Annotated in this window: 28 protein-coding genes; 12 read left to right on the forward strand and 16 right to left on the reverse strand. The window is 63.9% G+C overall.

Annotated features, from left to right (window positions below; genetic code table 11):
• Positions 1 to 33: 33 nt before the first annotated feature.
• Entirely contained in the window at positions 34 to 243 is a 210-nt protein-coding gene (locus IVB47_RS21410) for a hypothetical protein (RefSeq protein ID WP_007616043.1), read from the reverse strand.
• Between the two features lie 122 nt (positions 244 to 365).
• On the opposite strand from IVB47_RS21410, the gene dinB reads away from it, so the two are divergent.
• Positions 366 to 1,469 (forward strand): DNA polymerase IV, encoded by a 1,104-nt coding sequence (gene dinB / locus IVB47_RS21415; RefSeq protein ID WP_247464005.1) that lies wholly within the window; start codon positions 366 to 368, stop codon positions 1,467 to 1,469.
• Between the two features lie 115 nt (positions 1,470 to 1,584).
• Here dinB and IVB47_RS21420 read toward each other — a convergent pair whose 3' ends face one another.
• Both IVB47_RS21420 and IVB47_RS21425 read right to left on the reverse strand, forming a co-directional pair.
• Entirely contained in the window at positions 1,585 to 1,878 is a 294-nt protein-coding gene (locus tag IVB47_RS21420) for a hypothetical protein (protein ID WP_007598221.1), read from the reverse strand.
• Positions 1,879 to 2,118: 240 nt separating this feature from the next.
• Complete coding sequence (locus tag IVB47_RS21425; protein WP_247464008.1) at positions 2,119 to 2,805, reverse strand: DNA-3-methyladenine glycosylase I; 687 nt, start codon at positions 2,803 to 2,805, stop codon at positions 2,119 to 2,121.
• A gap of 219 nt (positions 2,806 to 3,024) precedes the next feature.
• On the opposite strand from IVB47_RS21425, the gene IVB47_RS21430 reads away from it, so the two are divergent.
• Complete coding sequence (locus IVB47_RS21430) at positions 3,025 to 3,852, forward strand: metallophosphoesterase family protein (protein ID WP_247464011.1); 828 nt, start codon at positions 3,025 to 3,027, stop codon at positions 3,850 to 3,852.
• Here the strand turns inward: IVB47_RS21430 and IVB47_RS21435 are convergent.
• From IVB47_RS21435 to IVB47_RS21455, 5 genes are all read right to left on the reverse strand, one after another.
• Entirely contained in the window at positions 3,791 to 4,276 is a 486-nt protein-coding gene (locus tag IVB47_RS21435) for a cyclic nucleotide-binding domain-containing protein (RefSeq protein WP_027566081.1), read from the reverse strand. The genes IVB47_RS21430 and IVB47_RS21435 overlap by 62 nt on opposite strands.
• A 57-nt stretch (positions 4,277 to 4,333) precedes the next feature.
• Positions 4,334 to 4,882 (reverse strand): GNAT family N-acetyltransferase, encoded by a 549-nt coding sequence (locus tag IVB47_RS21440; RefSeq protein WP_247357472.1) that lies wholly within the window; start codon positions 4,880 to 4,882, stop codon positions 4,334 to 4,336.
• A 122-nt stretch (positions 4,883 to 5,004) separates the two neighbouring features.
• A complete protein-coding gene (locus IVB47_RS21445; RefSeq protein ID WP_247464015.1) occupies positions 5,005 to 5,745 on the reverse strand; it encodes a di-trans,poly-cis-decaprenylcistransferase in 741 nt (246 codons plus the stop codon).
• Between the two features lie 29 nt (positions 5,746 to 5,774).
• Positions 5,775 to 6,149: a transcriptional regulator gene (locus IVB47_RS21450; protein WP_007616058.1), complete on the reverse strand. Its 375-nt coding sequence runs from the start codon at positions 6,147 to 6,149 to the stop codon at positions 5,775 to 5,777.
• A complete protein-coding gene (locus IVB47_RS21455; protein ID WP_027566084.1) occupies positions 6,136 to 6,753 on the reverse strand; it encodes a hypothetical protein in 618 nt (205 codons plus the stop codon). The genes IVB47_RS21450 and IVB47_RS21455 overlap by 14 nt, the downstream gene beginning before the upstream one ends.
• Positions 6,754 to 6,955: 202 nt before the next feature.
• Here IVB47_RS21455 and IVB47_RS21460 point away from each other — a divergent pair, with 202 nt between their 5' ends.
• On the forward strand, positions 6,956 to 8,197 hold the full coding sequence (locus IVB47_RS21460; protein ID WP_247464078.1) for a serine protease: 1,242 nt from the start codon (positions 6,956 to 6,958) through the stop codon (positions 8,195 to 8,197).
• Between the two features lie 76 nt (positions 8,198 to 8,273).
• Here IVB47_RS21460 and IVB47_RS21465 read toward each other — a convergent pair whose 3' ends face one another.
• Together IVB47_RS21465 and IVB47_RS21470 are read right to left on the reverse strand one after the other, a co-directional pair.
• Positions 8,274 to 8,552: a DUF3551 domain-containing protein gene (locus IVB47_RS21465; protein WP_247404867.1), complete on the reverse strand. Its 279-nt coding sequence runs from the start codon at positions 8,550 to 8,552 to the stop codon at positions 8,274 to 8,276.
• Positions 8,553 to 8,718: 166 nt separating this feature from the next.
• A complete protein-coding gene (locus IVB47_RS21470) occupies positions 8,719 to 9,693 on the reverse strand; it encodes a tripartite tricarboxylate transporter substrate binding protein (protein ID WP_027566087.1) in 975 nt (324 codons plus the stop codon).
• A gap of 125 nt (positions 9,694 to 9,818) precedes the next feature.
• Here IVB47_RS21470 and IVB47_RS21475 point away from each other — a divergent pair, with 125 nt between their 5' ends.
• Together IVB47_RS21475 and IVB47_RS21480 are read left to right on the forward strand one after the other, a co-directional pair.
• The gene (locus tag IVB47_RS21475; RefSeq protein ID WP_247464018.1) at positions 9,819 to 10,238 is read left to right on the forward strand and encodes a VOC family protein; all 420 of its coding nucleotides are present in this window, start codon (positions 9,819 to 9,821) and stop codon (positions 10,236 to 10,238) included.
• Positions 10,239 to 10,419: 181 nt separating this feature from the next.
• Positions 10,420 to 12,000: an ATP-dependent acyl-CoA ligase gene (locus tag IVB47_RS21480; RefSeq protein ID WP_247464022.1), complete on the forward strand. Its 1,581-nt coding sequence runs from the start codon at positions 10,420 to 10,422 to the stop codon at positions 11,998 to 12,000.
• A 180-nt stretch (positions 12,001 to 12,180) separates the two neighbouring features.
• Here the strand turns inward: IVB47_RS21480 and IVB47_RS21485 are convergent, their stop codons facing one another.
• The 3 genes from IVB47_RS21485 to IVB47_RS21495 form a co-directional block, all read right to left on the reverse strand.
• Positions 12,181 to 13,275 (reverse strand): HD domain-containing phosphohydrolase, encoded by a 1,095-nt coding sequence (locus tag IVB47_RS21485; protein ID WP_027566090.1) that lies wholly within the window; start codon positions 13,273 to 13,275, stop codon positions 12,181 to 12,183.
• 265 nt (positions 13,276 to 13,540) lie between these two features.
• Complete coding sequence (locus IVB47_RS21490; protein ID WP_247464024.1) at positions 13,541 to 15,823, reverse strand: molybdopterin cofactor-binding domain-containing protein; 2,283 nt, start codon at positions 15,821 to 15,823, stop codon at positions 13,541 to 13,543.
• Complete coding sequence (locus tag IVB47_RS21495; RefSeq protein WP_007616069.1) at positions 15,820 to 16,311, reverse strand: (2Fe-2S)-binding protein; 492 nt, start codon at positions 16,309 to 16,311, stop codon at positions 15,820 to 15,822. Before IVB47_RS21495 ends, IVB47_RS21490 begins: the two co-directional genes overlap by 4 nt.
• A 306-nt stretch (positions 16,312 to 16,617) precedes the next feature.
• Between IVB47_RS21495 and IVB47_RS21500 the strand changes: the two genes are divergently transcribed.
• From IVB47_RS21500 to IVB47_RS21515, 4 genes are all read left to right on the forward strand, one after another.
• Positions 16,618 to 17,382, forward strand: a complete 765-nt coding sequence (locus IVB47_RS21500) for an alpha/beta fold hydrolase (protein WP_247464026.1) — start codon at positions 16,618 to 16,620, stop codon at positions 17,380 to 17,382.
• Between the two features lie 24 nt (positions 17,383 to 17,406).
• A complete protein-coding gene (locus tag IVB47_RS21505) occupies positions 17,407 to 17,742 on the forward strand; it encodes a hypothetical protein (protein WP_247464028.1) in 336 nt (111 codons plus the stop codon).
• A gap of 159 nt (positions 17,743 to 17,901) precedes the next feature.
• Positions 17,902 to 18,576, forward strand: coding sequence for a dienelactone hydrolase family protein (locus IVB47_RS21510; protein WP_247464030.1), 675 nt, complete (start codon positions 17,902 to 17,904; stop codon positions 18,574 to 18,576).
• A 140-nt stretch (positions 18,577 to 18,716) separates the two neighbouring features.
• Positions 18,717 to 19,199, forward strand: a complete 483-nt coding sequence (locus IVB47_RS21515; protein WP_027566095.1) for a hypothetical protein — start codon at positions 18,717 to 18,719, stop codon at positions 19,197 to 19,199.
• 24 nt (positions 19,200 to 19,223) lie between these two features.
• Here IVB47_RS21515 and IVB47_RS21520 read toward each other — a convergent pair whose 3' ends face one another.
• The 3 genes from IVB47_RS21520 to IVB47_RS21530 all read right to left on the reverse strand — a co-directional run bounded on the left by IVB47_RS21520 (position 19,224) and on the right by IVB47_RS21530 (position 21,380).
• Positions 19,224 to 19,967: a polysaccharide biosynthesis/export family protein gene (locus IVB47_RS21520; RefSeq protein WP_027566096.1), complete on the reverse strand. Its 744-nt coding sequence runs from the start codon at positions 19,965 to 19,967 to the stop codon at positions 19,224 to 19,226.
• A gap of 275 nt (positions 19,968 to 20,242) precedes the next feature.
• The gene (gene msrA / locus IVB47_RS21525) at positions 20,243 to 20,899 is read right to left on the reverse strand and encodes a peptide-methionine (S)-S-oxide reductase MsrA (RefSeq protein ID WP_247404884.1); all 657 of its coding nucleotides are present in this window, start codon (positions 20,897 to 20,899) and stop codon (positions 20,243 to 20,245) included.
• Positions 20,900 to 21,062: 163 nt separating this feature from the next.
• Entirely contained in the window at positions 21,063 to 21,380 is a 318-nt protein-coding gene (locus tag IVB47_RS21530; protein ID WP_007616084.1) for a hypothetical protein, read from the reverse strand.
• Positions 21,381 to 21,819: 439 nt separating this feature from the next.
• Between IVB47_RS21530 and rpsT the strand changes: the two genes are divergently transcribed.
• The 3 genes from rpsT (at position 21,820) to dnaN (ending at position 26,162) form a co-directional block, all read left to right on the forward strand.
• Positions 21,820 to 22,086 carry a 30S ribosomal protein S20 gene (rpsT, locus tag IVB47_RS21535; RefSeq protein ID WP_007598259.1) on the forward strand — a complete coding sequence of 89 codons (267 nt, stop codon included), beginning with the start codon at positions 21,820 to 21,822 and terminating at the stop codon, positions 22,084 to 22,086.
• A gap of 1,263 nt (positions 22,087 to 23,349) precedes the next feature.
• Positions 23,350 to 24,762 (forward strand): chromosomal replication initiator protein DnaA, encoded by a 1,413-nt coding sequence (gene dnaA, locus IVB47_RS21540; RefSeq protein WP_026233035.1) that lies wholly within the window; start codon positions 23,350 to 23,352, stop codon positions 24,760 to 24,762.
• A gap of 281 nt (positions 24,763 to 25,043) precedes the next feature.
• Complete coding sequence (gene dnaN / locus IVB47_RS21545) at positions 25,044 to 26,162, forward strand: DNA polymerase III subunit beta (protein ID WP_007598262.1); 1,119 nt, start codon at positions 25,044 to 25,046, stop codon at positions 26,160 to 26,162.
• Positions 26,163 to 26,218: the final 56 nt, after the last annotated feature.

The following is a 26,218-nucleotide window of genomic DNA, read 5'->3' on the forward strand; positions in this document are numbered from 1 at the left end:
CGGAATCATCGCCTGCTCAGCGCAAGCCCCTGCTTATGTCAGCATCGAGATGATCGCCTGGACCTGGTCGGAAGCCGACGTGACCAGGCCATCGTACGACGTCTGGCCGTGTGCGGCCGCCTTCAGGATGCATTCGGCTACAGCCGCCTTCAGGCCGAAGACCGACTGATCGGGCGGCACGCTGGCCATCACGGCCTCCAGCGCCTGACGCATCGTTCGAATGAGTTCGGAGCTGTATTGCATGGGCTGTCCTCCGCGACCTCATATTAGATCGCATGCCCATGCTTGCCACTCACAAGCCTGAGATTGCTCGGTGAATCACACATCACCTCGCGCTTCTAATCCCTCAATTGTATCATCTTTCCATGAGCGAATCCGACACGGTGGCCGGCGAGGCCTCGCCCGTCCGCAAGATCATCCATATCGACATGGATGCCTTCTACGCATCCGTGGAACAGCGCGACAATCCGGACCTGCGTGGCAAGCCGGTCGCGGTCGGAGGCTCCGCGGAACGTGGCGTCGTCGCGGCCGCCAGCTATGAGGCCCGCGAGTTCGGCGTTCGCTCGGCCATGCCATCGGTGACGGCGAAGCGGCAATGTCCCGATCTGGTTTTCGTCAAACCGCGCTTCGAGGTCTACAAGGCGATCAGCAGGCAAATCCGCGACATCTTCGCGGAGCATACCCCGATCATCGAGCCGTTGTCGCTCGACGAGGCCTATCTCGACGTGACCGAAAACCTGCAAGGCATCCCGCTGGCGCGCGACATCGCACTCAAGATCCGCGGGAGGATCAAGGCCGAGACGGGCCTCAACGCTTCGGCCGGCATCTCCTACAATAAATTTCTGGCCAAGCTCGCCTCCGATTATCGCAAGCCCAACGGTCAGTTCGTGATCTCACCGGAGATGGGACCCGCCTTCGTCGAGACCCTGCCCGTCGGAAAATTCCATGGGATAGGCCCGGCCACGGGCGCGAAGATGCACGCGCTCGGCATGTTCACCGGTCTCGATATTCGTCGTCAGACGCTGGAGTTCATGAATGCCAATTTCGGCAAGTCGGGCGCCTATTACTACTGGATCTCGCGCGGTGTCGACGAACGGCCGGTCCGGGCCAACCGCGTCCGCAAGTCCATCGGCGCGGAGACGACGTTCTCAAGCGACCTCACCGAATTCGACGCGCTGGTCCTCGAGCTCAAGCCGCTGGTCGACAAGGTGTGGCGCCATTGCGAGGCGACGGGCAGCCGTGGCCGCACCGTCACCTTGAAGATCAAGTTTGCCGACTTCGAGATCATCACGCGCAGCAGGTCCGCTCTTTCGCCGGTTGCAGGCCGGGACGATCTTGAGCGGCTGGCTTGCGGCCTGCTCGAAGTCGAGATGCCGCTGCCCAAGAGCGTCAGGCTGCTGGGGGTCTCGCTGTCGTCCCTCCAGGCCGGGAACGATGCGGAGCCGCCGCAGCTGACTCTCGGCATCTGAACCAAACTGACGGGCTTTCGGCGGACGCAGACAGCCGCGCAGAGCGCGCTCGCGGCGCGAATCTACGATGGCGGGTTTTCAGACTCGCCACCGAAGGTCGATCCGCCGGGGCCGATCAATGCCTCACGTGCTCGAACACCACGATCACGCCCGTTGGCTCGGGCTCATGCGCCATCAGGCGCGTCAGCTCGGAATCGCCCCAATCGGCGAGGCTGACAACTTCGCCGCTCTGGCGCTCGGTGCCGGGCGGCGCCGTGGGCTCGACGACCTTCAGCCCGGTCTCATCGACGAAGAAAGTGTGCTCGCCGAACATGCTGTTGAGCTGCGGCATGGCGGGATGCTCGTCGGGCAGCACCTGAGCGCCGAGCTGGTTGACGGTCTGCTTCACCTGTTCGGATGTGAGCTTCATGAGCTGCTCCGTTTTTTGTCGTCGGTTTCATTGAGCTGAGCCAAAGCGAGCGTTCCCTGCGCCTATGTTCGCCTGGCCCAATCTCCCGAACAGGTGCTGCGCACAAATGTTCCGGAGAAATGCATTTCGTGATCGCGTGTCGCGTCTGCCGCGCTTGCGGCACCAGATCGCCACAGGATGCACATGATTCGACATCCCAAGAGCCGAATTACAAGAGCTGAATTCCAAGAGCCGAATTCGCTATTCGCTTCTGTTCTCGCCAACCGACAGCGCGCAGATGCGTGACAGATATGTGTAGGACAGTCCGGTCTCCTCGGCCCAGGCGTTGAACTGCGCCTGCACTTTTGCCATATCTCCCTTCGACTTGACCTCTTCGGCGATGTCGAGACCGGCATCGCGCAGACAGGCCACAACGTCCCTGGACGTCACAAAGCCGTCCCAGCCGACGAACCGCAGCAGCATCTGGCCGGTATTGCCACCCAACCGGCTGCCGCGCTTGCTCAGGAGATCGAGCAGGCCGATCTGGTCCGACGGCGGCCACTTCGTCAGAAACCTGCCGAAGCTGCCGTGCTCTTTTGCGATCTCCTGGACGAAGGCCGCGTTGTCGCGCACCGACATGATCTTGGCACCGTTGCGCACGATGCGCGCGTCGCGCATCAGGCCCTCCCAATAATCCTCGGGCTGGAAGGTGAGCTTGGCCGGCTGGAAACGCAGGAAGGCGTCTTCGAACCCCTCCCATTTCGTCTCGATCACGCTCCAGGCAAAGCCGGCACAAAACACACGCTTCGTCATCTCCGCGAGGATACGGTCGTCGCCGCGTTTGGCGAGGCCCTTCAGGTCGGGCTTTCCGGGCATCAGCTTTTCGAGCGCCTTGGGCCCGCCTTTGCGTTTTTCGGCGCGCGCACGAATGGTCTTGAAGGAGGTCATGGGAAGACGAGCTGTTGGGGACAGGAGTTGTTGAGGATACGCCACGACATCAGAATTCGATGATCCGGTCCAGCCCGGCGACGCTTCGATACTTGCACCCGCGGATGCGCCGCAGCATACTGCCCGCATTGAATTGGCGAGAGATGCGGCTGGTCTGCTTCTTGCGTTCAGATATTTTGCAATCCCTGAGCATTTTGACGTCTCACCCCTGGATTTCCGATGCGCTGCCTGGTCGTGGCCGACCTGCACTATTCGCTGCCTCAGCTCGACTGGCTCGTCAGCGCCGCTCCGCAATTCGACCTCGTGATCTTCGCCGGCGATGCGCTCGACATCGGCTCGATGGTGGATTTTCGCGCGCAGATCGTGGTGGTGAAGAAGTACCTCGCCCTGCTCGCCGCGAAGACCCGCGTGATCCTCTGCTCCGGCAATCACGACCTCGACGAGCGCAATGCGGAAGGCGAAAAGATCTCGCGCTGGATCTCGGAGGTGCGCGAGTTGGGGATTGCCTGCGACGGTGACAGCCTCACCGTCGGCGTCACGCTGTTCACGGTGTGCCCATGGTGGGATGGGCCGCTGGTCAAGCAACGTCTCGTCGCGCAGCTCGCCGCCGCCGCGGCCGGCCGGCCGCAGCGCTGGATCTGGATCCATCACGCGCCGCCGGCGAATTCACCGACAAGCTGGGGCGGCAAGCGCTTCTTCGGCGACGTCGAGCTGGTGCAATGGATCATGCAGTACCAGCCCTCGATGGTGATCTCGGGCCATGTGCATCAATCGCCGTTCATTACCGATGGCTCGTGGTTCGACCGGCTCGGCCAGACCTGGGTCTTCAACACCGGTTTGCAACCCGGCCGCCCGCCGACATACATCGTGCTGGACCTCGATGCCGACAGGGCGTTCTGGCTTGCGGCCGGCGAGGCGCAATGGATCGATCTTGGCGCGCCGCTGCAGCGGCCCGCCGCTCCGATCGAGGCGCCGCCCGACTGGCTCACATTCTTGGATCGGATTGCCGATCCGAGCCTGGCGAGACCTCGAGCGGCGGCAGGTTGATCATGCTCTGGAGCACCTCGCCGACCATGGCCAGATGCGTGCCATGGCCGGCATATTGCTGCTTGAGATCGGCGAGATAGGTGTTGGCAACATTGAGCCGCTGCGCCAGCATCTTGGCGATCAGAAGTGCCACGCCCGCCTCCTGCCTGAGGAACGAGGCGGCGTCCTCGAATTCGTAGACGACGGAATCGGAGCAGGCCCGTACGGTCGCAGTGTGCGGCTGCCCCAGCAGCACAGACATTTCACCCAGCACCGCACCGGGCTCGGTCACCGTGGCGACCACCATCTCGCCCTTGAGCACTTCGAGCTTGCCCTGCATCAGCACATAGAGATGACCGGTGGTGCCGCCTTCGGCGACGATCAGCGTGCCGGCCGCAACCTGCCGCTCCGTCCCACCGGTGCAATAATCCAGAACTGCGCGCATCCGACCAAAGCTCCGTCGCAGGGAGATACTAGGGCACGATCGGCGTCGCGCGCTTGCTCAAATTTGTGGCAAGCCGCGCACCCGCGATAGACGCTTGGCGAGATGGACCGACTGCCAGTCTCCGAGACCGGTGTCCTCGAACCCCGCTTTCTTCGCAAGGCCGCGCATCTCGGCGTTCGCGCGCGCGGTTTCGGCTGCAATCATCTCATGACCGAGATCGCTCGCGCGCCTCTCCATCGCCGTCATCATCTGGAGGCCGACGCCCTGGCGCTGAAAGCCATCGGCAACAGAGATGGCGAAATCACCATGCCGCGCAGCCGCATCGTAGGCGTATCTGGTTTCGCCGATGATCGTGCCTTGCCCCTCCTGCCTGATCTCGGCGAGCAGGGTGAAATGACCGGGATGGCTGGTCCTGGCGACGCACTCGGCCGCGACCACGGCAATGTCCGCCCGCGCGCCCATGAAGCGCTTGTTGCGCGATGTCGCGGAGAGGCTCGTGAAATAGATCGAGAGGCTCTCGACATCGGACGCGCTGGCGGGCCTGATACGGACCGTGGCGTGGGCTTCGGCTGACTCGACAACGGCATCCAGCAATGACTGTGACATCCGCGAGGCTTTCGGCAGGTTGCATCGAATGCAGACCTAGCCGAGACCGCGCGCTTAACGCTTGGACGGTGCTGCCAATCTTGCGGCCGAAAACGAACAGTTTCGTTGCTCGGTGCCGTGCGTCACACGCGAGAGAGTGAAGGCACCTCCTCGGGCACGATCGCCTGGAGGCCGCCAAAGCGGCGCTCGCGGCCGTGGAAGGAGACCAGAGCCGCGGCGAGATCGCCCGCGTCGAATTCGGGCCACATCCGCTCGGTGAAGTGCAGCTCGGCATAGGCGCCTTCCCAGAGCAGGAAGTCCGACAGCCGCTTCTCACCCGAGGTGCGGATGATGAGATCGACGTCGCGCAAACCAGCTTCTCCGGTGACGAGCTGCGAGAACGCCTCGCGGGTGAGACTCGTCAGCGCCGCTGCCTTTGCCGCCGCGTTGAGAATGGCGTCGCGCGCGGAATAGTCGACGGCAATGCGCAGATGAAGCGTGCTGCCGTGCGCGGTGGCGTCTTCCGCAAGCGCAATCGCATTGGCAATGCCGTCGGGCAGACGGTCGCGGCGGCCGATCACGGTGAGGCGCACGCCGTTCTTGACCAGGCTCTGCACCTCGTTGGCGAGGTAAAACCGCAGAAGCGTCATCAGTGCGGCCACCTCGGCCTTCGGCCTCCGCCAATTGTCGGCCGAGAAGGCGTAGAGCGTCAGCGTGCCGATGCCCTGCTTGGGCGCGGCTTCGACGATGCGGCGGATCGTCTCGACGCCGGCCTCATGGCCGCGCATGCGCGACAGGCCGCGCCGCGTTGCCCATCTGCCGTTGCCGTCCATGATGATGCCGACGTGAAGCTTCTCGTTGCGGGACACAAGTTCACTTTGCATTGCAAAGTCTCCGGTCAAAAAAGGGGAAATCAGGTCGAGACGATACCGAGACGGCCGAGCGGCGCCGCCTCGCGGCCGGCGGCCTTGGCGGCGTCGCGCACCAGGCGTTCGAGCACGGCGAGATAGTCGAGGAAGCGGCGGCGGCCGGCCTTGGTCAGGCGGCAGGTCGTGTGCGGGCGATTGCCCTCGTAGCCCTTGGTCACCTCGACGAGGCCGGCTTCCTGGAGCACGGCGAGATGTCGGCTGAGATTGCCGTCGGTGAGGCCGCAGAGCTGCTTGAGATCGGCGAACGCCAGACCCTTCGGATGCGCCATCAGCGAGGTCAGAAGTCCGAGCCTCGCCTTCTCGTGGATCACGCGGTCCAGTCCTTCATAAGAAAAGGGTGCGCTGTCAATCTTCGACATCATGGTCTCCGGATGCGAAATACAGAATGCCCGCCATCACCGACTGCCCGATCACGAAGGGCAGGCCCATGGTCCAGGGCGACAGCGTGTGGGTTTGGCTCGCGAGCACCACCACCGCAAAGCCGGACATGAAATACCAGGCGCCGGCGAGCGCCACGGTGCGCGGCAGCGAGCGGACGGAGGCGAAAATGCCGAGCGACACCAGGATCTGCCACAGACCGGGCAGCAACCACAGCGTTTCGCCCGCGAACTTCCACATCACTACCGCAAGCAGAACACCGGCAACGCCTGCGGGCAGGAACTGCTCGACGGCCTGGTGGATCATCGCATCGGCGAGGCCCGAATGATGGCGGCGCGAACGTGCGCGCATCTCGATACCGATTGTCAGGCCGGAGAGCGCGGCGGCAATGAACCAGCCGAAGAAGAAACCGAGCGGCTCGCCGGTGGGATCATCGAGCAACCAGAATTGCAGGATTGCGGTGAGAAGCGCGACCGCACCGGTCGCCGCCATCGTCGCCGGGCCGTAGCCGCGGAATGCCGTGCCGGCCGCAATCTGGCTGCGGATCGCCACGATGTCAGCCAGCGCCTTGTCGAGATCGCGCATTGGCAACGCCAAAACCTCGTTCCGCCCATGCTTGCCGGGACTATCGATTCCGCTACTTTGTATCGCAAAGTATATCGGATTGCAAAGTAAAGGCAAGTCCCGAACGTCGCCTCTTGACACCGGACCTCGCCGGACAACTGCCGGTTGCGCGACACCTGCTCCCACAGATAAGATGCGCGCGAATGCGCTCCGGGGGGAAAGTATGTGGCTTAAGTCATTCATCGTTGCGTCATTATTGCAGCTGAGCGTTGGCAGCGTTGCGCAAGCGGCCGGGCCATTCGGCAGCGTCAAAATCGGCAACTGGGTTGGCGGCGCGTTCAGCAATGACGAAACGGGAGCCTTTTCGCATTGTGCCGCGACGGCGCCTTATGCCAACGGCGTCATTCTCGTCGTCGGCCAGAATACTGGGGGCTCGTGGATATTGAGCTTTGCGAGTCCCAGCTACCACTTCAAGCAGGGCGAGAACGCCGCTATCGACGTCATCTTTGACGGACAGGAGCAGGCCAGACTGTTCGCCACGGCCAACCAGACGAACATGCTCAGTTCCGTCATGCCTGCCAACGTGGTACGAGCGTTTCAGAAGGCAAGCCTGATGGTCGCGACGAGCGGCCGCACCGTGCTGAATTTCGACCTGACCTCGGCCGGGCCCGTGATTGCGGCATTGGCCAATTGCGTCACCAAGGTGAAGGCCGACGGCCTGAACAAGGCCGGAGACTTTACGAAGGTCGCGGCAAAGCCGCAGGCGCCCGACAAGCAAGCATCACCGCCGGCCAGCAAGTCCGCCAAAGCCAAAAGCGGTACGGGCTTTGTCGTGAGTGCCAGCGGACATGTCGTCACCAATAATCATGTGATCAATGGCTGCGTCGGCGACATCAGGGGCAATCTCACGGGCGAAGCCGGGATGGTTTTGCGCGTGGTGTCGAGCGACGCCAACAACGATCTCGCGTTGCTGCAGGCGCCGTCGACGACCACGTTCAAGGAGTTCGCCCGGATCCGCGACCGCTCGATTCGCTCCGGCGATTCCGTCGTCGCGATCGGCTTTCCTTTCCATGGATTGCTGACTTCGGATTTCACCGTGACGACTGGCATCGTCAGCTCGCTCAGCGGCATGCGCAACGATTCGCGTTTCCTGCAAATCAGTGCGCCGGTGCAGCCCGGCAATAGCGGCGGCCCGCTGTTCGACACCACCGGGCAGATCGTCGGCGTCGTTACGGGAAAGCTGGACGGATTACGGGTCGCCGCTGCGACCGGCAACATCCCCGAGAACATCAACTTCGCGATCAAGACCGGCGCGCTGCGCGACTTCCTCGACAACTCCGTGGTGCCCTACCAGACTGCCGAACCGAAGGGCGAGATCAAGACCACCGACATCGCCGGCAATGCGCGGCCGTATACGATGCTGATCTCGTGCAACGGCACGGAGCAGGCCGAGGCGAAGCGGTAGCGGCAACGCGAACGGCGTCTGCGCGGCCGCGGACGGCGCGAACGCGACCCGGGCCGCCAGTCAAACCGCGAGTTCCTCAATACGGCGCGACGGGACGCGTGCGCCGCGGCTGCCGCGGTTGCGGCAGGGACGATTGACCGTAGGCAACGAGCGGATTGGGCCCGCAGGCCATGAGCCGGCCGGACACACTGGCCTGACATTGTCCATACGTGCTGTAGGTGCAATCGCCGGGATACTCGTAGCCGCCGCCCTGGGCACACCAGGGATAGTCGTGCGCCGCGGCGGGGGTGACGGCGGAGAAGCCGGCAAGGAGTGTCGCGCCGAGGCCCAGCAGAGCCAATTGCGTCTTGCGCATGATCCCAACTCCTATCCTCATAGCGCGAGATACGCGCCATATAACATCAGGTTTCGCCACGCCGTTTTATTCCAGATCGACGGGCGCTGACACGCAAGAAACCTTGATGCGCAAGAAAAAAGCCCTGCCGAACGGGCAGGGCTCCATCACAGACATCACGAGATCGCTACTCGACCTTCAGGCCGGCGAACTCGACGACCTTCTTCCATTTCTCGGTCTCCGCCTTGATCTCCTCGCCGAACGCCTCGGGCGTCTGCGCCCGCGGCTCGCCGCCGAGCTCGACCAGGCGCTTGGCCATGTCCGGCTCCTTTATCAGCGTGTTGATCTCGCTGTTGAGCTTGGCGATGATCTCCTTGGGCGTGTTCTTCGGCGCACCCATTCCGAACAGCGCGCTCGCCTCGTAGCCCTTCACGGTCTCGCCGATCGCCGGCACGTCGGGCAGCTGCGGCGAACGCTCCGCCGTGGTGACGCCGATGGCGCGGAGCGAGCCGGACCGGATGTGCTGGATGATCGAGGGCATGTTGTCGAAGATCACCTGCACCTGGCCGCCGAGCATGTCGGTGATCGCGGGCGCGGCGCCGCGATAGGGCACGTGCTGCATCTTGCAGCCCGTCAGCGCCATGAACATCTCGCCGGACAGATGCACCGAGGTGCCGTTGCCGGAGGAGGCCATGTTGACCTTGCCGGGATTGGCCTTCACGTATTCGATGAACTCGGCGACGGTCTTGGCCGGCACGTCCTTGTTGACGGTCATCACGTTCGGGACGCGCTGGAACGAGGCGACCGGCGCGATGTCGCGCACGAAGTTGAACTTCAGGTTGGTGTAGAGCGAGGCGTTGATGTAGTTGGCCGGATTGACCAGTTGCAGCGTGTAGCCGTCGGGTTCGGCGTTGACGACCGATTCGGTGGCGATATTGTTGCCGGCACCCGGCTTGTTCTCGATCACGAATTGCTGGCCGAACTTCTCCGACAGTCGCTGACCGATCAGCCGCGCCAGGATGTCGGTGGCTCCGCCCGGCGGATAACCGACCACCCATTTCACCGGATGGGTCGGGTAATCGGCGGCAAGGGCCTTCGACAGCGGGCTGGCTGCAAGCGGACTGGCGGCGAGCAGGCTCAGCGCGGTACGGCGAGTGATCATCTCAAGGGTTCTCCCAACGTGTTGTTCTTGAAGCCAGATCGCTTGAAAATGGCGTCGGCGCGGTTGTAACAAAGCTTGCCGCAGGCGGAAAGTGCACGGGGCGCATCACGACGAAAGGATAAGGCATGGCGGTCAAGGTCGAAGCCCTCGATCATCTCGCGATCAACGTCGCGGACGTCGCAGCGACCGCCGCGTGGTACGGCAAGATCCTCGGCATGGAAGTCAAGGTGTTCGACCCCGGCGGCGGCAAAGCGCCGCGGACTTCGTTGCAATTCGGTAACCAGAAGATCAACGTCCGGCCGCGCCATGCCGACAAGGTGGAGTGGTTCACCGCGGACCACCAGACCGCCGGCAGCGAGGATCTGTGCTTCCTCACCTCCGCGAGTCCCGACGAGGTGGTGGCGCATTTGAAGGCACATGGCGTCGCGATCGAAGAGGGCCCGGTTCCCAAGCAGGGCGCCCGCGGCACCCTGCGCTCGGTCTATTGCAGGGATCCGGATGGCAGCCTGATCGAGATTTCGTCGTATGAGGACGGCGGCCGGTAAGGCCAAGCCGCCTGCCCCACGCACCGTCATTGCGAGGAGCCCTTGCGACGAAGCAACCCAGACATCCCCCGCGGGGGCAGTCTGGTTGCTTCGCTCCGCTCGCAATGACGGCGGAGAGAGCAGGAAGACGCAATAATCAAAACGCAGCCGCCAGCAAGATGCAGGCTGCACGGGAGGACATATGCCGAATTCGCAAGCCGCCGCCGGAATCGTGGGCCCGTTCGACGGGCTCGACGTGCCCTGGCTGCTGAAGATGCGGGCTGAGGTGCGCAGCTCACATCCGTTCCTGATCTGGGCGCCGTTCGACGCGCCCGCGCGGCGCTGGAGCTATGGCGAGTTTCACGAGCGGGTCGGCGCGCTCGCGGCGGGACTGACGAAGCGCGGCGTGAAGCCGGGCGAATATGTGCTCATTCATCTCGACAATTGCATCGAGGCGCTGCTGGCCTGGTTTGCCTGTGTCGAGTGTGGGGCTATCGCGGTAACCACTAACACGCGCTCGGCACCGGCCGAGCTCGACTATTTTGCCGATCATTGCGGCGCGGTTGCCGCGATCACGCAGCCGGCCTATGCCGAGATCGTCGCGCAGAATTGCCGCAACATCCGCTGGATGGCGGTGACTTCGCATGATTCCGGCGCGGCGCCCGCGAACCCAGTCTCACGCGGCGACAGCTTTGAGGAGCTGTTCGCCGACAGCGCCGACCGTCCCAGGCGCGCGATCGATCCGCGCGCGCCGTGCAGCGTGCAATACACCTCGGGCACGACATCGCGCCCCAAGGCGGTGCTGTGGACCCACGCCAACGCGCTGTGGGGCGCCAAGATCAACGCCGCGCACGAAGACCTGCACGCAAACGACGTGCACCAAGCCTATCTGCCGCTGTTCCACACCAACGCGCTGGCCTATTCGATGCTGGCCACGCTATGGGTCGGCGCCACCTGCGTGATCCAGCCGCGCTTTTCCGCCAGCCGGTTCTGGGGCGCTGCGCGCGAGCACGGCTCGACCTGGACCTCGACGATCCCGTTCTGCATGAAGGCGCTGCTCGAGCAGGAGATCCCGCGCGATCACAAATTCCGTCTGTGGGGCACCGCGATCAACGAGCCGCCGGCCTTCGCCGCCTTCGGCGTCAAGATCATCGGCTGGTGGGGCATGACCGAGACCATCACCCACGGCATCGTCGGCGAGATCGACCAGCCCAACATCCCGATGTCGATCGGCCGCGCCGCGCCGGAATATGAAATCCGCATCACCGACGACGACGGGCGGCCGACCGAAATCGGCGGCACCGGAAATCTCTCGATCAAGGGCATTGTCGGCCTGTCGCTGTTCGCCGAATATCTGCACAACGAGAAGGCGACGCGCGAGAGCTTCGACGAGCACGGCTTCTTTCTCACCGGTGACCGCGTGGTGCGGCTGGAGAACGGCTACATCCGCTTCGCAGACCGCAGCAAGGACATGCTCAAGGTCGGCGGCGAGAACGTCGCCGCGTCCGAGATCGAGCAGGTGGTCGCGCTCGTCCCCGGCGTGCGCGAGGCCGCCGTGGTGGCGAAGACGCATCCAATGCTGGACGAGGTGCCGGTCGTCTTCATCATCCCGCAGGGTGGCGTCGCGGGTGCGCGGCCTGATCTGCACGAGGCCGTGATGGCCGCCTGCCGCGCCGGCCTTGCCGACTTCAAGGTGCCGCGCGAGATCCGCTTCGTCGACGACATGCCGCGCTCGACGCTGGAGAAGGTGGCGAAGGCGGAGCTGAGGAAGATGGTGGGGTGAGGGCACATCGTCGTCCCGGCGAAGGCCGGGACCCATACCCCGTGATCTAACAATGACGCGCAGTGCCTGTACCAAACGACGAGTCGTCGCCAAACCACTCCCTGTGGTTATAGGTCCCGGCCTTCGCCGGGACGACACCGAGCGTGTTGTGCTAGCGCCGCAAGATTCGCGACACCGACTTCAGAACGACCCCAGCGCCACCGGGCGGAAGGCCTGCAAGAGCTGCTGGTCCAGCTTGCCGCCCATGCCTTCCATCATCGTAAACGCGCGCGAGTGGGTGAAGGGCATGCGATAGGCGCGCTTCTCCACGAGTGCCGCGTAGATGTCGACGATCGTCGTGACCCGCACGATATCGCTGATCTGGTTCGACGAGAGATTGTTGGGATAGCCGGAGCCATCGAGGAATTCGTGATGATGCAGCACGACGTCCAGCATCTCCGGGGGGAAGCCGCCTTGGGCTGCGAGCGCGTCATAGCCGCGGCGCGGATGCTGGCGGACTTCGGCCATTTCCTCGTCGGTGAGCTTGCCGGGCTTGTCGAGCAGCGCGGAGGGAACGAACGCCTTGCCGACGTCGTGCAGCAGCGCGGCACGGGTCAGCCGGCGCTGGTCGTCCTCGCGCATGCCGAGGTGCTGGGCGAAGGAGACCGCAAATCCGGTCACGAACAGGCAGTGGCGGTAGCTGCCGACATGGTGGCAGCCCACCGTGGTGAGCCACTCGCGCAGCGAGGAGTGCTTGATCGCCTTCAGGATCTTGCTCTCGGCGGCGATGACGTCGTCGAAGGTCAGGGGCACGCCAAGCGGCAGCTTCTCGAACATCTTCTTCAGCACCGCGTGCGCGGCCTCGACGCCGCGATTGAGCGTCTTGCCGCGATCGGTCGCGTCGTAGACGGCGGTGTCGGGGAACGCCGCACGGATGCGCTGCAGGATGTCCTCGGGCTGAAGCGGCCGCGAGATGGTATCGGTGGCGCCCAAGGCCCAGGCCTGCATGGTGCCGTGATGCAGGGCATCGGCAAGCACGAACAGACGAGGCATCGCGCGATAGGCATCGCCGCGCAGCTTGTTGCGCACCCGCTGCACGCTCTCGGGCGAGCGCAGATTGATGTCGACCACGAGGCCGGAGAGATCGCGCGAGGGCTGCTCGGGGATCTCCTGCGTCGTCACTGTCGCGACGTCGCCAACCGCCTTGAGGATGCTGGCGAGTTCGGTGCTCTCGTCGCTCCGGTCGGAGGCGAGCAGAAGCCGGCGTTTGGCGGCGGGTTTGGCTGAGGCGTTCATGGCTTCCCCAAGAGCACGGGCGTGTTTCGGGCCAAAGCCTAAGCCGGATCAGGTTCTCCGGCCCTTAAGAGGCGTGCTCAATGGAACCCTGCGAAATCAGGGACAATTTTACGGAGTTCGCCTCTCCGAGCGGTTCCAATCAAAACCTCGAAAACAACCCCATGCACAGTAGGGATGTGCTTGCAAACGCAGAGCCTTTTTTAACGACAAATCCGCCGGGGGCTGCCCCCCGGCGGATCATGTCAGGTCACAATCGCAACCAGCCTTACGCCTTCATCGCGCTCTTCACGGCTTCGGCGGTGATCGGCAGGGCCCGGACGCGGGCGCCGGAGGCGTTGAAGATGGCATTGCCGATCGCGGGTGCGATCACCGTCACCGCGGGTTCGCCGACACCGGTGGCCTTTTCGCCATTGGCGATCACGGCGATCGCGACCTCGGGCACCTGGCTCATGCGCAAGGGCGTGTAGCTGTCGAAATTGGTCTGTTCGATGCCACCGTCCTTCAGCGTCGCCTTCTCGTACATCGCCAGCGACAGGCCCCACAGCGCCGCGCCCTCGACCTGGGCACGGATGTTGTCGGGATGCACCTGCGTGCCGACGTCGGTGGCGACCGTGAGCTTCTTCACGGTCACCTCTCCCGAGGGCGCAACGGCGACATGGGCGACGCAGGCCGTCCAGCTCGCGGTCGCGCGTTCCTGCGACGAGACGCAGGCTACGCCCATGCCCTCACCCTTCGGCAGCTTCCTGCTGCCGTAGCCGGCAAGGCCCATCGCGGCGAGCAACGTGTTGCGCAGCCGCTGCGCGCCGCCGTCGTTCTTGCCGGCGCCGTCGAGCAGCGAGATGCGGAACTGTGCGGGGTCCTTGCCCGCCGCCGCCGCGATCTCGTCGATCATGCTCTCGACCGCCCAGAAGGTCCAACCCGGAGCGACCGAGCGGAGCTGGCCGGACGGCGTCGCGTTGTGCGCCATCTCGTTCTTGATCGCGCGCACATGATGGTTGGGCACGGTGTAGAAGAAGTCGGCCCCGTTCACCGTGAAGGAGTCGAGCGGACCCTTCTTGTCGACCGACGGCGTCAGGAAATCAGGGATTCCCCAGCGCGCGGTCGGCCAGGCCGAAACCACGTCGTGGCTGAGCGCGACGAGCTTGCCGTCGCCGTCCACGCCCGCCTTTACTTTTTGATAGGTGAGCGGACGCGAGAAATCCATCGTCATGTCGTTCTCGCGCGTGTAGATCACCTTCACCGGCTTGCCGATGGCCTTCGCTGCCTGCACCGCCGGAATCATCATGTCGGCATCGAGCCTGCGGCCAAAGCCGCCGCCGAGCCACATCTGGTGCATGACGACGAATTTTGGATCGATTCCGGCCGCACCCGCCGCGATCGCACCGGAGCGCGTCGCGAACTGGTTGCCGGAATAGATGTGCAGGATCTCACCCTTGAACTCCGCCGTGGCGTTCATTGGCTCCATCGGCGCATGGATATTGATGCTGGTGGTGTACTCCGCCTCCAGCACCTTGGCCGCCGTGCCGAACGCCGCCGCGGGATCGCCGTCCTTGACGAAGAACTGGCCGGAATCCTCCTGCTTCTGAAGCCGCATGGCCTCGTCGAGCAGCGACTGGCTCGACACTTTCGCGTTCGGACCGCCGTCATAGGCGATCTTGAGCGCCTGCGCCGCCTTCTTGGCATTGGCATAGGTGCCGGCGACCGCGACGACCCAGCCCGAGGTCGTTCCGGTCTTGTCGTCGAGGGTGACGGCCTTGATGAAGCCCGGCACTTTCTTGGCGGCGCTATCGTCGACCGACTTGACCGTGGCGCCGAAGCGCACCGGCGGCGTCACCACCGCGCCATAGGCCATGCCCGGAATCATCACGTCGATGCCGTATTTGGCCGTGCCATTGGTCTTGGCGGGGATGTCGAGTTGCGGCACCGACACGCCGATCATGGTGTATTGTTCCGGCGTCTTCAGCTTGATTGCCTTGAGCTCGTCCGGTGTGAAGGTTTTTGTCGCCTTGCCGCTCTTGACGACATCGGCGAACGACATCGCCTTCTTCGACTTCGGATGCGAGATCATGGAATCGCGCACCACCAGTTCCGACGCAGGCACGCCCATCGCGGCGGCCGCGCCTTCCGTCAACGCCATCCGTCCGGCGGCGCCGGCGCGGCTCATGGCCTCGAAGTTCATCATGGTCGACCAGCTGCCGCCGGTGATCTGCGCGCCGAGCACGGGATCGTTGAACTTCGGATCATTGGAGGCGAGCTGAACCCGCATGTCGCTCCATTTGGCGCCCAGCTCTTCGGCCACGATCTGCGCCATGGTGGAGGCGATGTGCTGGCCCATGTCGGCCTTGCCGCAGGTGACGGTGACGAGACCATCGGGCGCGATCGCGTACCAGACACTGGGCTCGAAGTTCTGGGGCGCCGCGAGCGCCTCACCGATGCCGGGCACGCCGGCATAACCGAGCACGAGGCCGGTTGCCGCGGTGCCGACCAGGAAGGAGCGGCGGCTGAGATCAGTCGTTTCGACTGTGACGCTCTTGATGTGCTTATTCATGTGGGCCTCCGCTCGTTGCCGGAGGCGGATGCGGTGCGCATCTCGGTTGCGGCGCGCATGATTGCCTTCTGGATCCGCGAATAGGTCATGCAACGGCAGAGATTGCCGTCCATATGTGCCACGACCTCTTCCTTGGTCGGGTTGGGATTTTTCGCCAGCAGCGACGCCGCCTGCATGATCTGCCCGGACTGGCAGTAGCCGCATTGCGGCACCTGCTCGGCGATCCATGCCTTCTGCAAGGGATGGTCGCCCTTGGCGGCGAGGCCTTCGATGGTGGTGATCTTCTTGCCGGCGACATCGCCGACCATGGTCTGGCACGAACGCACGGCTTCGCCGTTGACGTGCACGGTGCAGGCCCCGCACAGGCCGGCACCGCAGCCGAACTTGGTGCCGGTCATCTGCAATTGCTCGCGGATCGCCCAGAGGAGCGGCGTGTCGTTCGCCGCATCCACGGACAGACTCCGCCCGTTGATGGTGAGAGTTGGCATAGGCGTCTTCCCCTGCCGGTGCATGAAGCCGCTTACGGCGGCAACTTGTCTTGGCGGACGCCCACCGGGCCGGCGCCAGCCTTGGCCGCAAGAATGATCGCGTTCAGGCGCGGAGGCAAATGCAATTTGGAATCGATCGAACAAACGCGGCGCGCGCATCTTGTGCGTTGCGAGAACAGCGATGATGCAGCGACTGGACGCAACAGTGTGCACGCCAAACATGCAGGCCATCGCGTTCAGGCGGTTTCCCCCGAGTAACCTGGCGCGTTAGGATGGGTGAAGAAACGAGATAACAAGAGGCATGCAATGGCTGGGATCGATCGGGACGGCGTCAAAATCTACTACGAGGTCCATGGCGACGGGCCGCCGCTGCTGCTGACCCACGGCTACTCATCGACCTCGGCGATGTGGCATGGGCAGGTCGAGGCGCTTGCCAGGGATCACAAGCTGATCCTGTGGGACATGCGCGGTCACGGCCAGTCGCATTATCCCGACGATCCCGCCGCCTACAGCGAAGCGCTCACGGTCGGCGACATCGCGGCGATCCTCGATGCGGTCGGCACTGAGCGCGCCATCATCGGCGGGCTCTCGCTCGGCGGCTACATGTCGCTTGCCTTTGCTCGCGCGCATCCAAAGCGCGTCCGCGCGCTGCTGATCATCGACACCGGCCCGGGCTTCAAGAAGGACGATGCACGCGAGGCCTGGAATGCGCGGGCGCTCGCCACTGCCGACAAGTTCGACCGCGAAGGGCTCGACGTGCTGAAGGCGGCGACGCGCGAGCGCGCCACCGCGCGCCATCGCAATGCCACGGGATTGGCGCTCGCCGCACGCGGCATGCTGACCCAGCGCGATGCGAAGGTGATCGAGCTGCTGCCGGAGATCAAGGTGCCCAGCCTGATCGTGGTCGGTGCCGACGACACGCCGTTCCTCGCCGCGTCGGACTACATGGCCGCGAAAATTCCCGGCGCGCAAAAGGTCGTGATCCCCGCCGCCGGACATGCCGTCAACATCGACCAGCCGCAGGCTTTTGTTGACGCGGTGCTGCCTTTCCTGAAGAACTTGCCGGAATAGGACGATCGGACGGGAACACAGGCAATGAAGCGAGCGATGTTGGCTGCAGGCGCGGTGTTGCTGTCGGTATCCGCGCAAGCCGAGCAGTTCGGCGGGACACCACCCCGCCTGCCCTTCGTCGCGACCTTGTCGAACAACACGCCGCTCGCCTTCGGCATGGATGCCGGGCAGACCGCGCGGGCGCTGGGGCAACCGCTGCAATATGTGCGCGGGCGTCCCGGCGACGAGATCTATCTCGCGCTTCGCAACATCGGCGGCAGCGGACTGATCCCCTACCGTCACCGCCTGTTCCTGCAGTTCCGTCATGGCCGGTTGGCGGGATGGAAGGAGGATTACGGCGAGAACTGGATGTGGGAATAGGTGGTTCTCCTCATGGTGAGGAGGCGCGAAGCGCCGTCTCGAACCATGCAGGCCCGCCTCTCGCATCTCGGCCTTTCATCCTTCGAGACGCGCGCAAGAGCGCGCTCCTCAGGATGAGGAGAAAGAGTGATTTCGTGACAACCAACAAGGACAACCCGCGTGGGACAAGACATCAAGCTGACGGCCTCCGACAATTTCCAGCTCAGTGCCTATCGCGCTGACCCCGCGGGCATGGCGAAGGGCGCGGTGGTGGTGATCCAGGAAATTTTCGGGGTCAACCAACACATCCGCTCGGTCTGCGATCGCCTCGCCGGGGAAGGCTATGTCGCGATCGCCCCGTCGATCTTCGACCGGACCTCGCCGGGCTTCCAGTCCGGCTACACGCTCGACGAGATCGCGGAGGCGCGCAAGTTCGTCGCCAATCCGGTTTGGGACGCGATGCTGCGCGACACCCAGGCGGCGATCGATGCGGTGAAGAGCGTCGGCCCGGTCGGCATCATCGGCTTTTGCCTGGGCGGCAGCGTCGCCTTCGTCGCGGCGACACGGCTGTCGGGCCTGAAGGCCGCGATCGGCTATTACGGCGGCGCCGTCGTGCGCTTTGCCGACGAGACACCCAAAGTGCCGACGCAGCTGCATTTTGGCGAGAAGGATGCCGGCATTCCCCTGACCGACGTCGAGACCATTAAGACGAAGCGGCCGGACGTCGAGGTCTTCGTCTATCCGGGCGCGCAGCACGGCTTTCACTGCGACGAGCGGGCGAGTTACGACAAGGCCAGCGCCGACATCGCCTGGCCGCGCAGCATGGAATTTTTCGCCAAGCATTTGAAATCGTAGCGCGCGCGGCTCTCTGTCATTCCGGGATGCGCCGACGGGCGCACGCCCGGAATGATGAAGAGAGCAGGAATCGGGTGGCTGCATCCTGCCGCACGGCGATAGAGCTGGCTGATCAAGCCAACCCACGCCGGGAGATCGTGATGCAGCAAGCCAATACGAACATCGTCATCCGCAATCCGTTCGGCACCATGGACGTGCCCGCGCCTGATGATCGCGACGTCATGGATTATGCCGCAATCGCAGGGCTTGCCGGCGATGCCGCCGACGTCAACGCGGCGGCGTGGGCAAAAATCGCGGCACAGTCAGACCCGCTCGACGGCATCTGGGCCAGCCGCTGGAATGGCGGCGCAGATCCGACCATTGCCGGCGATACGCCGCAAGCCTGGAAAGAAGGACGCGCTGAGGTGCGGGTCACAGGCGAGCGCATCTTCCTGCGCTTCGACTGGGACCATGGCCGCCGGCACGGGCTGATCGATGCGGCGCGCGACGGCGGGGATCGCCTGGTCGGGAAATATATCAACCTAACCAATCCGGTGATTACACGGCCATGGGTTGGGCTGGTGGTCGACGCCACCAGGATCGACGGATGTTTTCCGAACGGGCGGCTGGATTTCAGGCGGTGAGCTAGAGCTTCGCTCGAAAGCGCTCTAGAACCAGCGCTCGCCGACGAACACGGTGTCGCCGGGGCTCAAGGGGGTGCCAAGCGGCACCACGGCGCGCATGGCGCCGCCGGCTTCAGTGTGTGTGACGGTGACCACGTCGCGCTTGGCGCGGGGCGAGAAGCCGCCGGCAATCGCGACGGCGCTTTCGACCGTCATGTTCGGCACATACGGATACTGGCCGGGCGCGGAGACTTCGCCGAGAATGAAGAACGGGCGATAGGCCTCGATCTCGACGGCAACCGAAGGTTCGCGGATGTAGCCGTTGCGCAGCCGCGCGGCGATCTCGCCGGCAAGGCCCGCCGGGGTACGGCCGCGTGCCGGCACGCCGCCGATCAGCGGCATCGTGATGGAGCCGCCGGCGTCGATCGCGTAGCTGTTGGTGAGACCTTCCTGGCCATAGACTACGACGCGCAGCCTGTCGCCGGCGTCGAGATGGTAGGAGGAATCGTACCGGACCGGCGCCGCCATCGGTGCGGCATAACCAACCGGCATGGGCGCAGGCGAGGCAAAGGAATTGCTGAGTGCTGCGATGGCACCGCCGCCACTGCCGACGACGACCGGCTGCGGCGCGTTGTACGGCTGGCCATAGGCCATCGAATCGAGATCGGCGCGCGGCTGCACATAGGCGACGGGACCAGCGGTTTGCATGCAGCCGCCAAGGGTCAGCGCGGCGGACGCTGCCAGGGACGCTGCCGAGATCGACAATCGAAACGCGCGTGCAACCGGCACCGGACTTATCCCTCGAAACGAGACAGATCCAGTGATGCACCGGTTATGGTTAATAAAGCGTTGAGGGCCGCGTGGCGCGACAGCAGCGTGAGCAACGGGGCATGTGCGCTCCCTCTCCCGCTTGCGGGAGAGGTTTGGGGAGAGGGTGTCTCCACGATGGGACTGTCCCCCAGAGGGTAGAACCCTCACCCGGCGCGCGGGACGATGCTTCGCATCGCCCGGGGGACGCCGACCTCTCCCGCAAGCGGGAGAGGTGCACCACCTTCGCGGCTGGCTTACGCGCTCACACCGACACCGATCGGGCAGGACACGCCGGTGCCGCCCAGTCCGCAATAACCGGCGGGATTCTTGGCCAGATATTGCTGATGATAGTCCTCGGCAAAGTAGAATTCGCCGGCGGATGCGATCTCGGTGGTGATGGTGCCGAGACCTTTTGCAGCAAGCGCCTTCTGATAGAGCGCCTTCGATTGATCGGCCGCTTTCTTCTGCGTGTCTGAATAGGTGTAGATCGCGCTTCGATATTGCGTGCCGACGTCGTTGCCCTGACGCATGCCCTGCGTCGGGTTGTGGCTCTCCCAGAACGTCTTCAACAGCTTCTCGTACGACACCTTGTTCGGATCGAACACGACCAGCACCACTTCGGTGTGACCGGTGCGGCCCGAGCAGGTCTCTTCATAAGTCGGGTTCGGCGTGTGGCCGCCGGCATAGCCGACGGCAGTTGTGTAAACGCCCTCGCCTAGCTCCCAGAACTTGCGCTCGGCGCCCCAGAAGCAGCCGAGCCCGAACACCGCCTGCTCGAGGCCGGCGGGATAAGGCGGCTGCAACTTCGTGCCGTTGACGAAATGGGTGGTCGCGGTCGGAATGGCTTGCGCACGGCCGGGCAGCGCTTCCGTGGCGCTCGGCAATGCGGTGGTCTTGCGCATGAACAGCATGGACGGATCTCCGGGAACGAGCTGTGCCTCGCCTGGGCCAAGGCGATGAGCCAAGCGCTCAGGCGGCGTGCTCGCGATCAGTTGGGAATATAGGTCTTTACGCGCAAAGGGGCAGCCCTGTTACGCCGTCCGCACGCCGGTTCGAGGCGCGCGAATTGAAAGCTCAATCCCGGGAATAGCCGATCAGCGGCTTGCGCGGGCGGAACAGGATCATCAGGAGGATGCCGAGAATGCCGAGGACGGCGAAAACCGGCTGATCCAGCACCAGGCGGATCACCGAGGTCCAGAGCCAGGGCGCCTTGGCCTCGACCCAGGTCCGGAATGCCGTCTGGCTGGCCTGATTGATGTCGTTCCAGAACTGGCCGAAGCGGGTGAACCGAAGGGTCTGGTCGGCGACCCAGCGGGCGCCGTCGTAGACCATGAAGATGAACCCGCCGGCGAGCAGCAGCAGCCCAATCAGTCGGAAAAAGCCGCGGATCATGCCTCACCCTCTATAGTCGTCCGATCGGACGACTCTCGGAACGCCGCCAGCCAATACAAGGGAGACGGCAGAAATTCAACCTCTTCAGGGCGTTACGGCATTCATCCCCACCCCAAGAGGCTGGTCGTCCAGCCCGGGAAAGCGTTGACGGTGCCAAAGACCCTCTCTATAAGGGCGCCAACTGGCGGCGGGCGCAATCCTGCCGCCGCTGTTCTTTGAGCAGTTGCAGGCTCTTTTGGGCTTAGAGGCTCTTTGGGGCTTAGAGGCTCCTTGAGCTGAGAGGCTCTTTGGGCCTCAGAGACAGCCGCAAGGCCGTCGCTCTTGTTCCAGGAACAGCCTAGCAACCGAACACCCTAATTCCGAGCGTCGATTACGCGGTCAAGCAAGCCGGCGCTACCCGACCAAGACGCGACCGGTACCCGCAAAGGACATTGAGACCATGGCCAATACCACTTCCGCCAAGAAAGCGACGCGCAAGATCGCCCGCCGCACCGCCGTCAACAAGTCGCGCCGCACCCAGATGCGCGGTGCCGTGCGTAATGTCGAAGAAGCAATCAAGACCGGCGACCGCGCCGCAGCCGTGACGGCGCTGGCGAACGCCGAGCCCGCCTTGATGCGCGCCGCGCAGCGAAACATCATTCATAAGAACAATGCCAGCCGCAAAGTCTCGCGGCTCACCGCGCAGATCGCCAAGCTCGCCAAGTAAGCTCGCGAGTGATCTAGCAGCATTCGTTCGATCGGACGATCCGGTCGCACATCGCATACGTCAAACAGCCCGGCATCACGCCGGGCTTTTTTGTTGCCTGCCATATCCACGCAAGCAGTCACGCGCCGAGCGACCTTCGATCGGAGGATTGCGGCGTTTGCACCATGATGTCCCGTAGTTCTACCTGCGAATGATTTTGCAACAGCGGAAACTTCCACCGCGGTGCAAAAAGTCGTTGCAAAGCGGGCACAACTTGAATTCGCGGCGCCTTGAGTTTTGCACACCGTAGATTCCCCGGATCGAATTGACCGGTGGAGTTACCCTGTGAAACGAGACTCAAAAAGCGATGGCTCGCTAACCACTTATCGACATAGTGAGGCCAAGCATTTGGAAAACTCGTCCGCGCGTCGCGCGCGTGACGCTTTTGTAAAAAATTTTTGGCGGTGGCGGAGAATTGTCACATGAAACGTGGCGTCTTCGATTCTGTGCACGAATCCAAAAACTTGCTCTGAAGCCTGTGCACAAGTCCGCGTGGCGTTAACGCAGATCAAGATTTTTGATGCCTCAAGTGTGAATCAATTCCGTTGCGAGTCTTTCCGCATAGTGTATTCCTTAAGACGTCAGCGGCGCCCACGATCTTGAGACCAGCGCGGTATCGGAAACGGGGCGAGCGTGCAAATCGGCGGCGATGTGCACGTAGGCGGCGCTTCAACAAGCGATTGTCGGATCAAAACCCACAGCAATGCGGGAACGGTAGCTCTTTGTCTGAATGTCTCCAAGCGGGATCTTTCTCTCGCGCTTAAGAGACATCTTGAAAGCTGCCCCGACAGGCATGATGGCGAGGCCGAGCGGACTAGTACACGGGCAGGCATCCGATGACGAAGCGGGTGTCGTTTGGACACGCAGGACCTTGTCGCGAGCAATCACGGCAGGACGGGGAGGTATCATGTCTTACGAACTCAACGCGGTATTGAAACACATTTCGACTTCCAGCATTTCGACTTCCAGCGATGCCGTTTTAGATTCGTCGGACACCAAGCCTCCCGCGTGTCACGGAGCGCCGAGTACGCGCTGACCTCGCGACCCCTCCATCTCTAGACATTGCTGATCGGACGCGGCGTTTCCGCCGAGCGGTCGAGCCATGCCTGCAGGTGAAATCGCTTGAGGTCCCGCCATTGCAAATAATCCTGGCAGGTATTGCTGGCAGGAACTCTGCATGGCGCTCACCACGCAACCTTATCTCTCAAGAAAAGTTCTCAAATGATGACAACCCCGGAACAGGATCGCTGGTCACGCGTGAAGAGTCGGCTGCGCTCGAACGTTGGCGAAGACGTCTATACGAGCTGGTTTGCGCGCATGGATCTGGAAGGCGTCCAGGACGAGAGCGTGCGTCTGTCGGTGCCGACCCGCTTCCTGAAGAGCTGGATCCAGGCCCATTATGCCGAGCGCGTGCTGTCGTGCTGGCAGGCCGAGATGCCGGAAGTGCATCGCATCGATCTCACCGTGCGCTCGGCCGTGCGCCCCGTGGTGCAGCAGAAGGAAGCGCCCGCGCCGGTCGAAACGCGCCGCTCGCCTGCGCCGGAGCTGCGCTCGACCGCGACCGCGCCGGTCTCGGCCAATCACGATGCGCTCGGCGGTTCGCCGCTCGATCCGCGCCTGACCTTCGCAAGCTTCGTCGTCGGCCGTTCCAACACGCTGGCGCATGCGGCTGCGCGTCAGGTCGCCGAGGGTCGTCGCGGCGATCCCGTCATGTTCAATCCGCTCTACATCCATGCGGGGGTCGGCCTCGGCAAGACCCATCTCTTGCAGGCGGTGACCTGGGCCGGCAATTCCGGCAACGAGCGCAAGGTGCTTTATCTCACCGCCGAGAAATTCATGTACGGCTTCGTCGCCGCGCTGAAGACGCAGACGGCGCTCGCCTTCAAGGAAGCGTTGCGCGGCATCGACGTGCTCGTGATCGACGATCTCCAGTTCCTGCAGGGCAAGTCGACCCAGGCCGAGTTCTGTCACACGCTGAACGCGCTGATCGATGCCGGCCGCCAAGTCGTGATCGCGGCCGACCGTCCGCCGTCCGATCTCGAAAGCCTCGACGACCGCGTGCGCTCGCGGCTGGCCGGCGGCCTCGTGGTCGAGATGGCCTCGCTCGGCGAGGAGCTGCGACACGGCATTCTCAAGTCGCGCGTCGCCGCGGCCCGCGCCCATCATGCGACCTTCGAGGTGCCGGAGGAGGTGCTGACCTATCTGGCCCGCGCCATCACCCATAACGGCCGGGATCTCGAAGGCGCGATCAACCGCCTGCTCGCGCATTCGAAGCTCAACAACCGGCCGGTGACGCTGGAGATGGCGGAGCACGAGGTGCGCGACCTGATCCGGCCGCAGGAACCGAAGCGGATCAAGATCGAGGACATCCAGCGCGTGGTGGCGCGGCAATATAATGTCAGCCGCTCCGACCTCCTGTCCTCGCGCCGGACCGCCAACGTGGTCCGTCCGCGCCAGGTGGCGATGTATCTCGCCAAGACGCTGACCCTGCGATCGCTGCCGGAGATCGGCCGCCGCTTCGGCGGGCGCGACCACACCACGGTGCTGCACGCCGTTCGCAAGATCGAGGCCCTGGTTTCCAAGGACACGGCGCTGTCGGACGAGGTCGAATCGCTCAAGCGCCAGCTTCAGGAATAAACGCCTGGGTCTTTCCCCTTCCCTCGCGCCGCCCCGGCCATGCCTGGGGCGGCGGTCTTGGTCCAGCTGGGCGCCGGCCCCGTCTTTGCCGGTAAATCGTGGGGAACTGCCGCGCAATCCCTTGAAATGGATGACTTTACGCGCCACCTTGCGCGACCCTGACGGCTTTGGTCATATCGGCTGGATGATCCGGCTTTCCGGGGTCTTCGGTGCCGTGGCGCGCGTCCCGCCGCCCGGCTTTTCCAGATTTGTGTTTCCTTGGGGATCGGGCGAGTAGTGCAATGAAGGTTACGGTCGAACGCGCGCAACTCCTGAAGTCGCTGGGCCACGTCCACCGCGTGGTCGAGCGCCGCAACACGATTCCGATCCTCGGCAACGTGCTTGTTAGGGCCGAGAACGCGAAATTGTCGCTGAAGGCGACCGACCTCGACCTCGAGGTCACGGAAACGCTCGCGGCGGAAACCGCGACCGCGGGCTCCACCACCGTGCCGGCCCACATGTTCTACGACATCGTGCGCAAGCTGCCGGACGGTTCGCAGATCGTGCTCGAAGCCGACGGCGACCGCGCCGTGCTGGCGATCCGCGCCGGCCGTTCCCGCTTCACGCTGCAGACCTTGCCGGAGAATGATTTTCCGGATCTCGCGGCCGGCGACATGTCGCATTCGTTCAGCCTCGCCGCCAAGGACGTCAAGCGGCTGATCGACCGCACCCAGTTCGCGATCTCCACCGAGGAGACCCGCTATTATCTCAACGGCATCTATCTGCATGCCGCGGGCTCGGCCAAAGCCGCCACCCTGCGCGGCGTCGCCACCGACGGCCACCGCCTCGCCCAGCTCGACCTGGTCCAGCCCAAGGGCGCCGAGGGCATGCCCGGCGTGATCGTGCCGCGCAAGACCGTCGGCGAGGTGCAGCGCCTGATCGAGGACAACGAGGCCGAGGTCACGATCGAGCTGTCGCAGGCCAAGATCCGCTTCACCATCGGCAATGTGGTGCTGACCTCGAAGCTGATCGACGGCACCTTCCCCGATTACGGCCGCGTGATCCCGCAGGGCAACGACAAGGAGCTCGTCGTCGACAAGAAGGATTTCGAGAACGCGGTCGACCGCGTCTCGACGATTTCCAGCGAGCGCGGCCGAGCCGTGAAACTCTCGCTGTCGCCGGGCAAGCTGGTGCTGTCGGTGACCAATCCGGATTCCGGCAGCGCGACCGAAGAGCTCGAAGTCGAATACGCCTCCGACGCCCTCGATATCGGCTTCAACTCCCGCTATCTGCTCGACATCGCCGCCCAGATCGAAGGCGACGTCGCAACGCTCCGGCTCGCCGACCCGGGCTCACCGACCCTGGTGCAAGACCGCGACGACAAGAGCGCACTCTACGTGCTGATGCCGATGCGGGTGTGAGGGCTACCGGCGCCCCTTCGCATCGACTACATCCGTCATGGCCGGGCTTGTCCCGG

The organism is Bradyrhizobium sp. 62, assembly GCF_023073035.1.
Classification (GTDB): Bacteria; Pseudomonadota; Alphaproteobacteria; order Rhizobiales; family Xanthobacteraceae; genus Bradyrhizobium.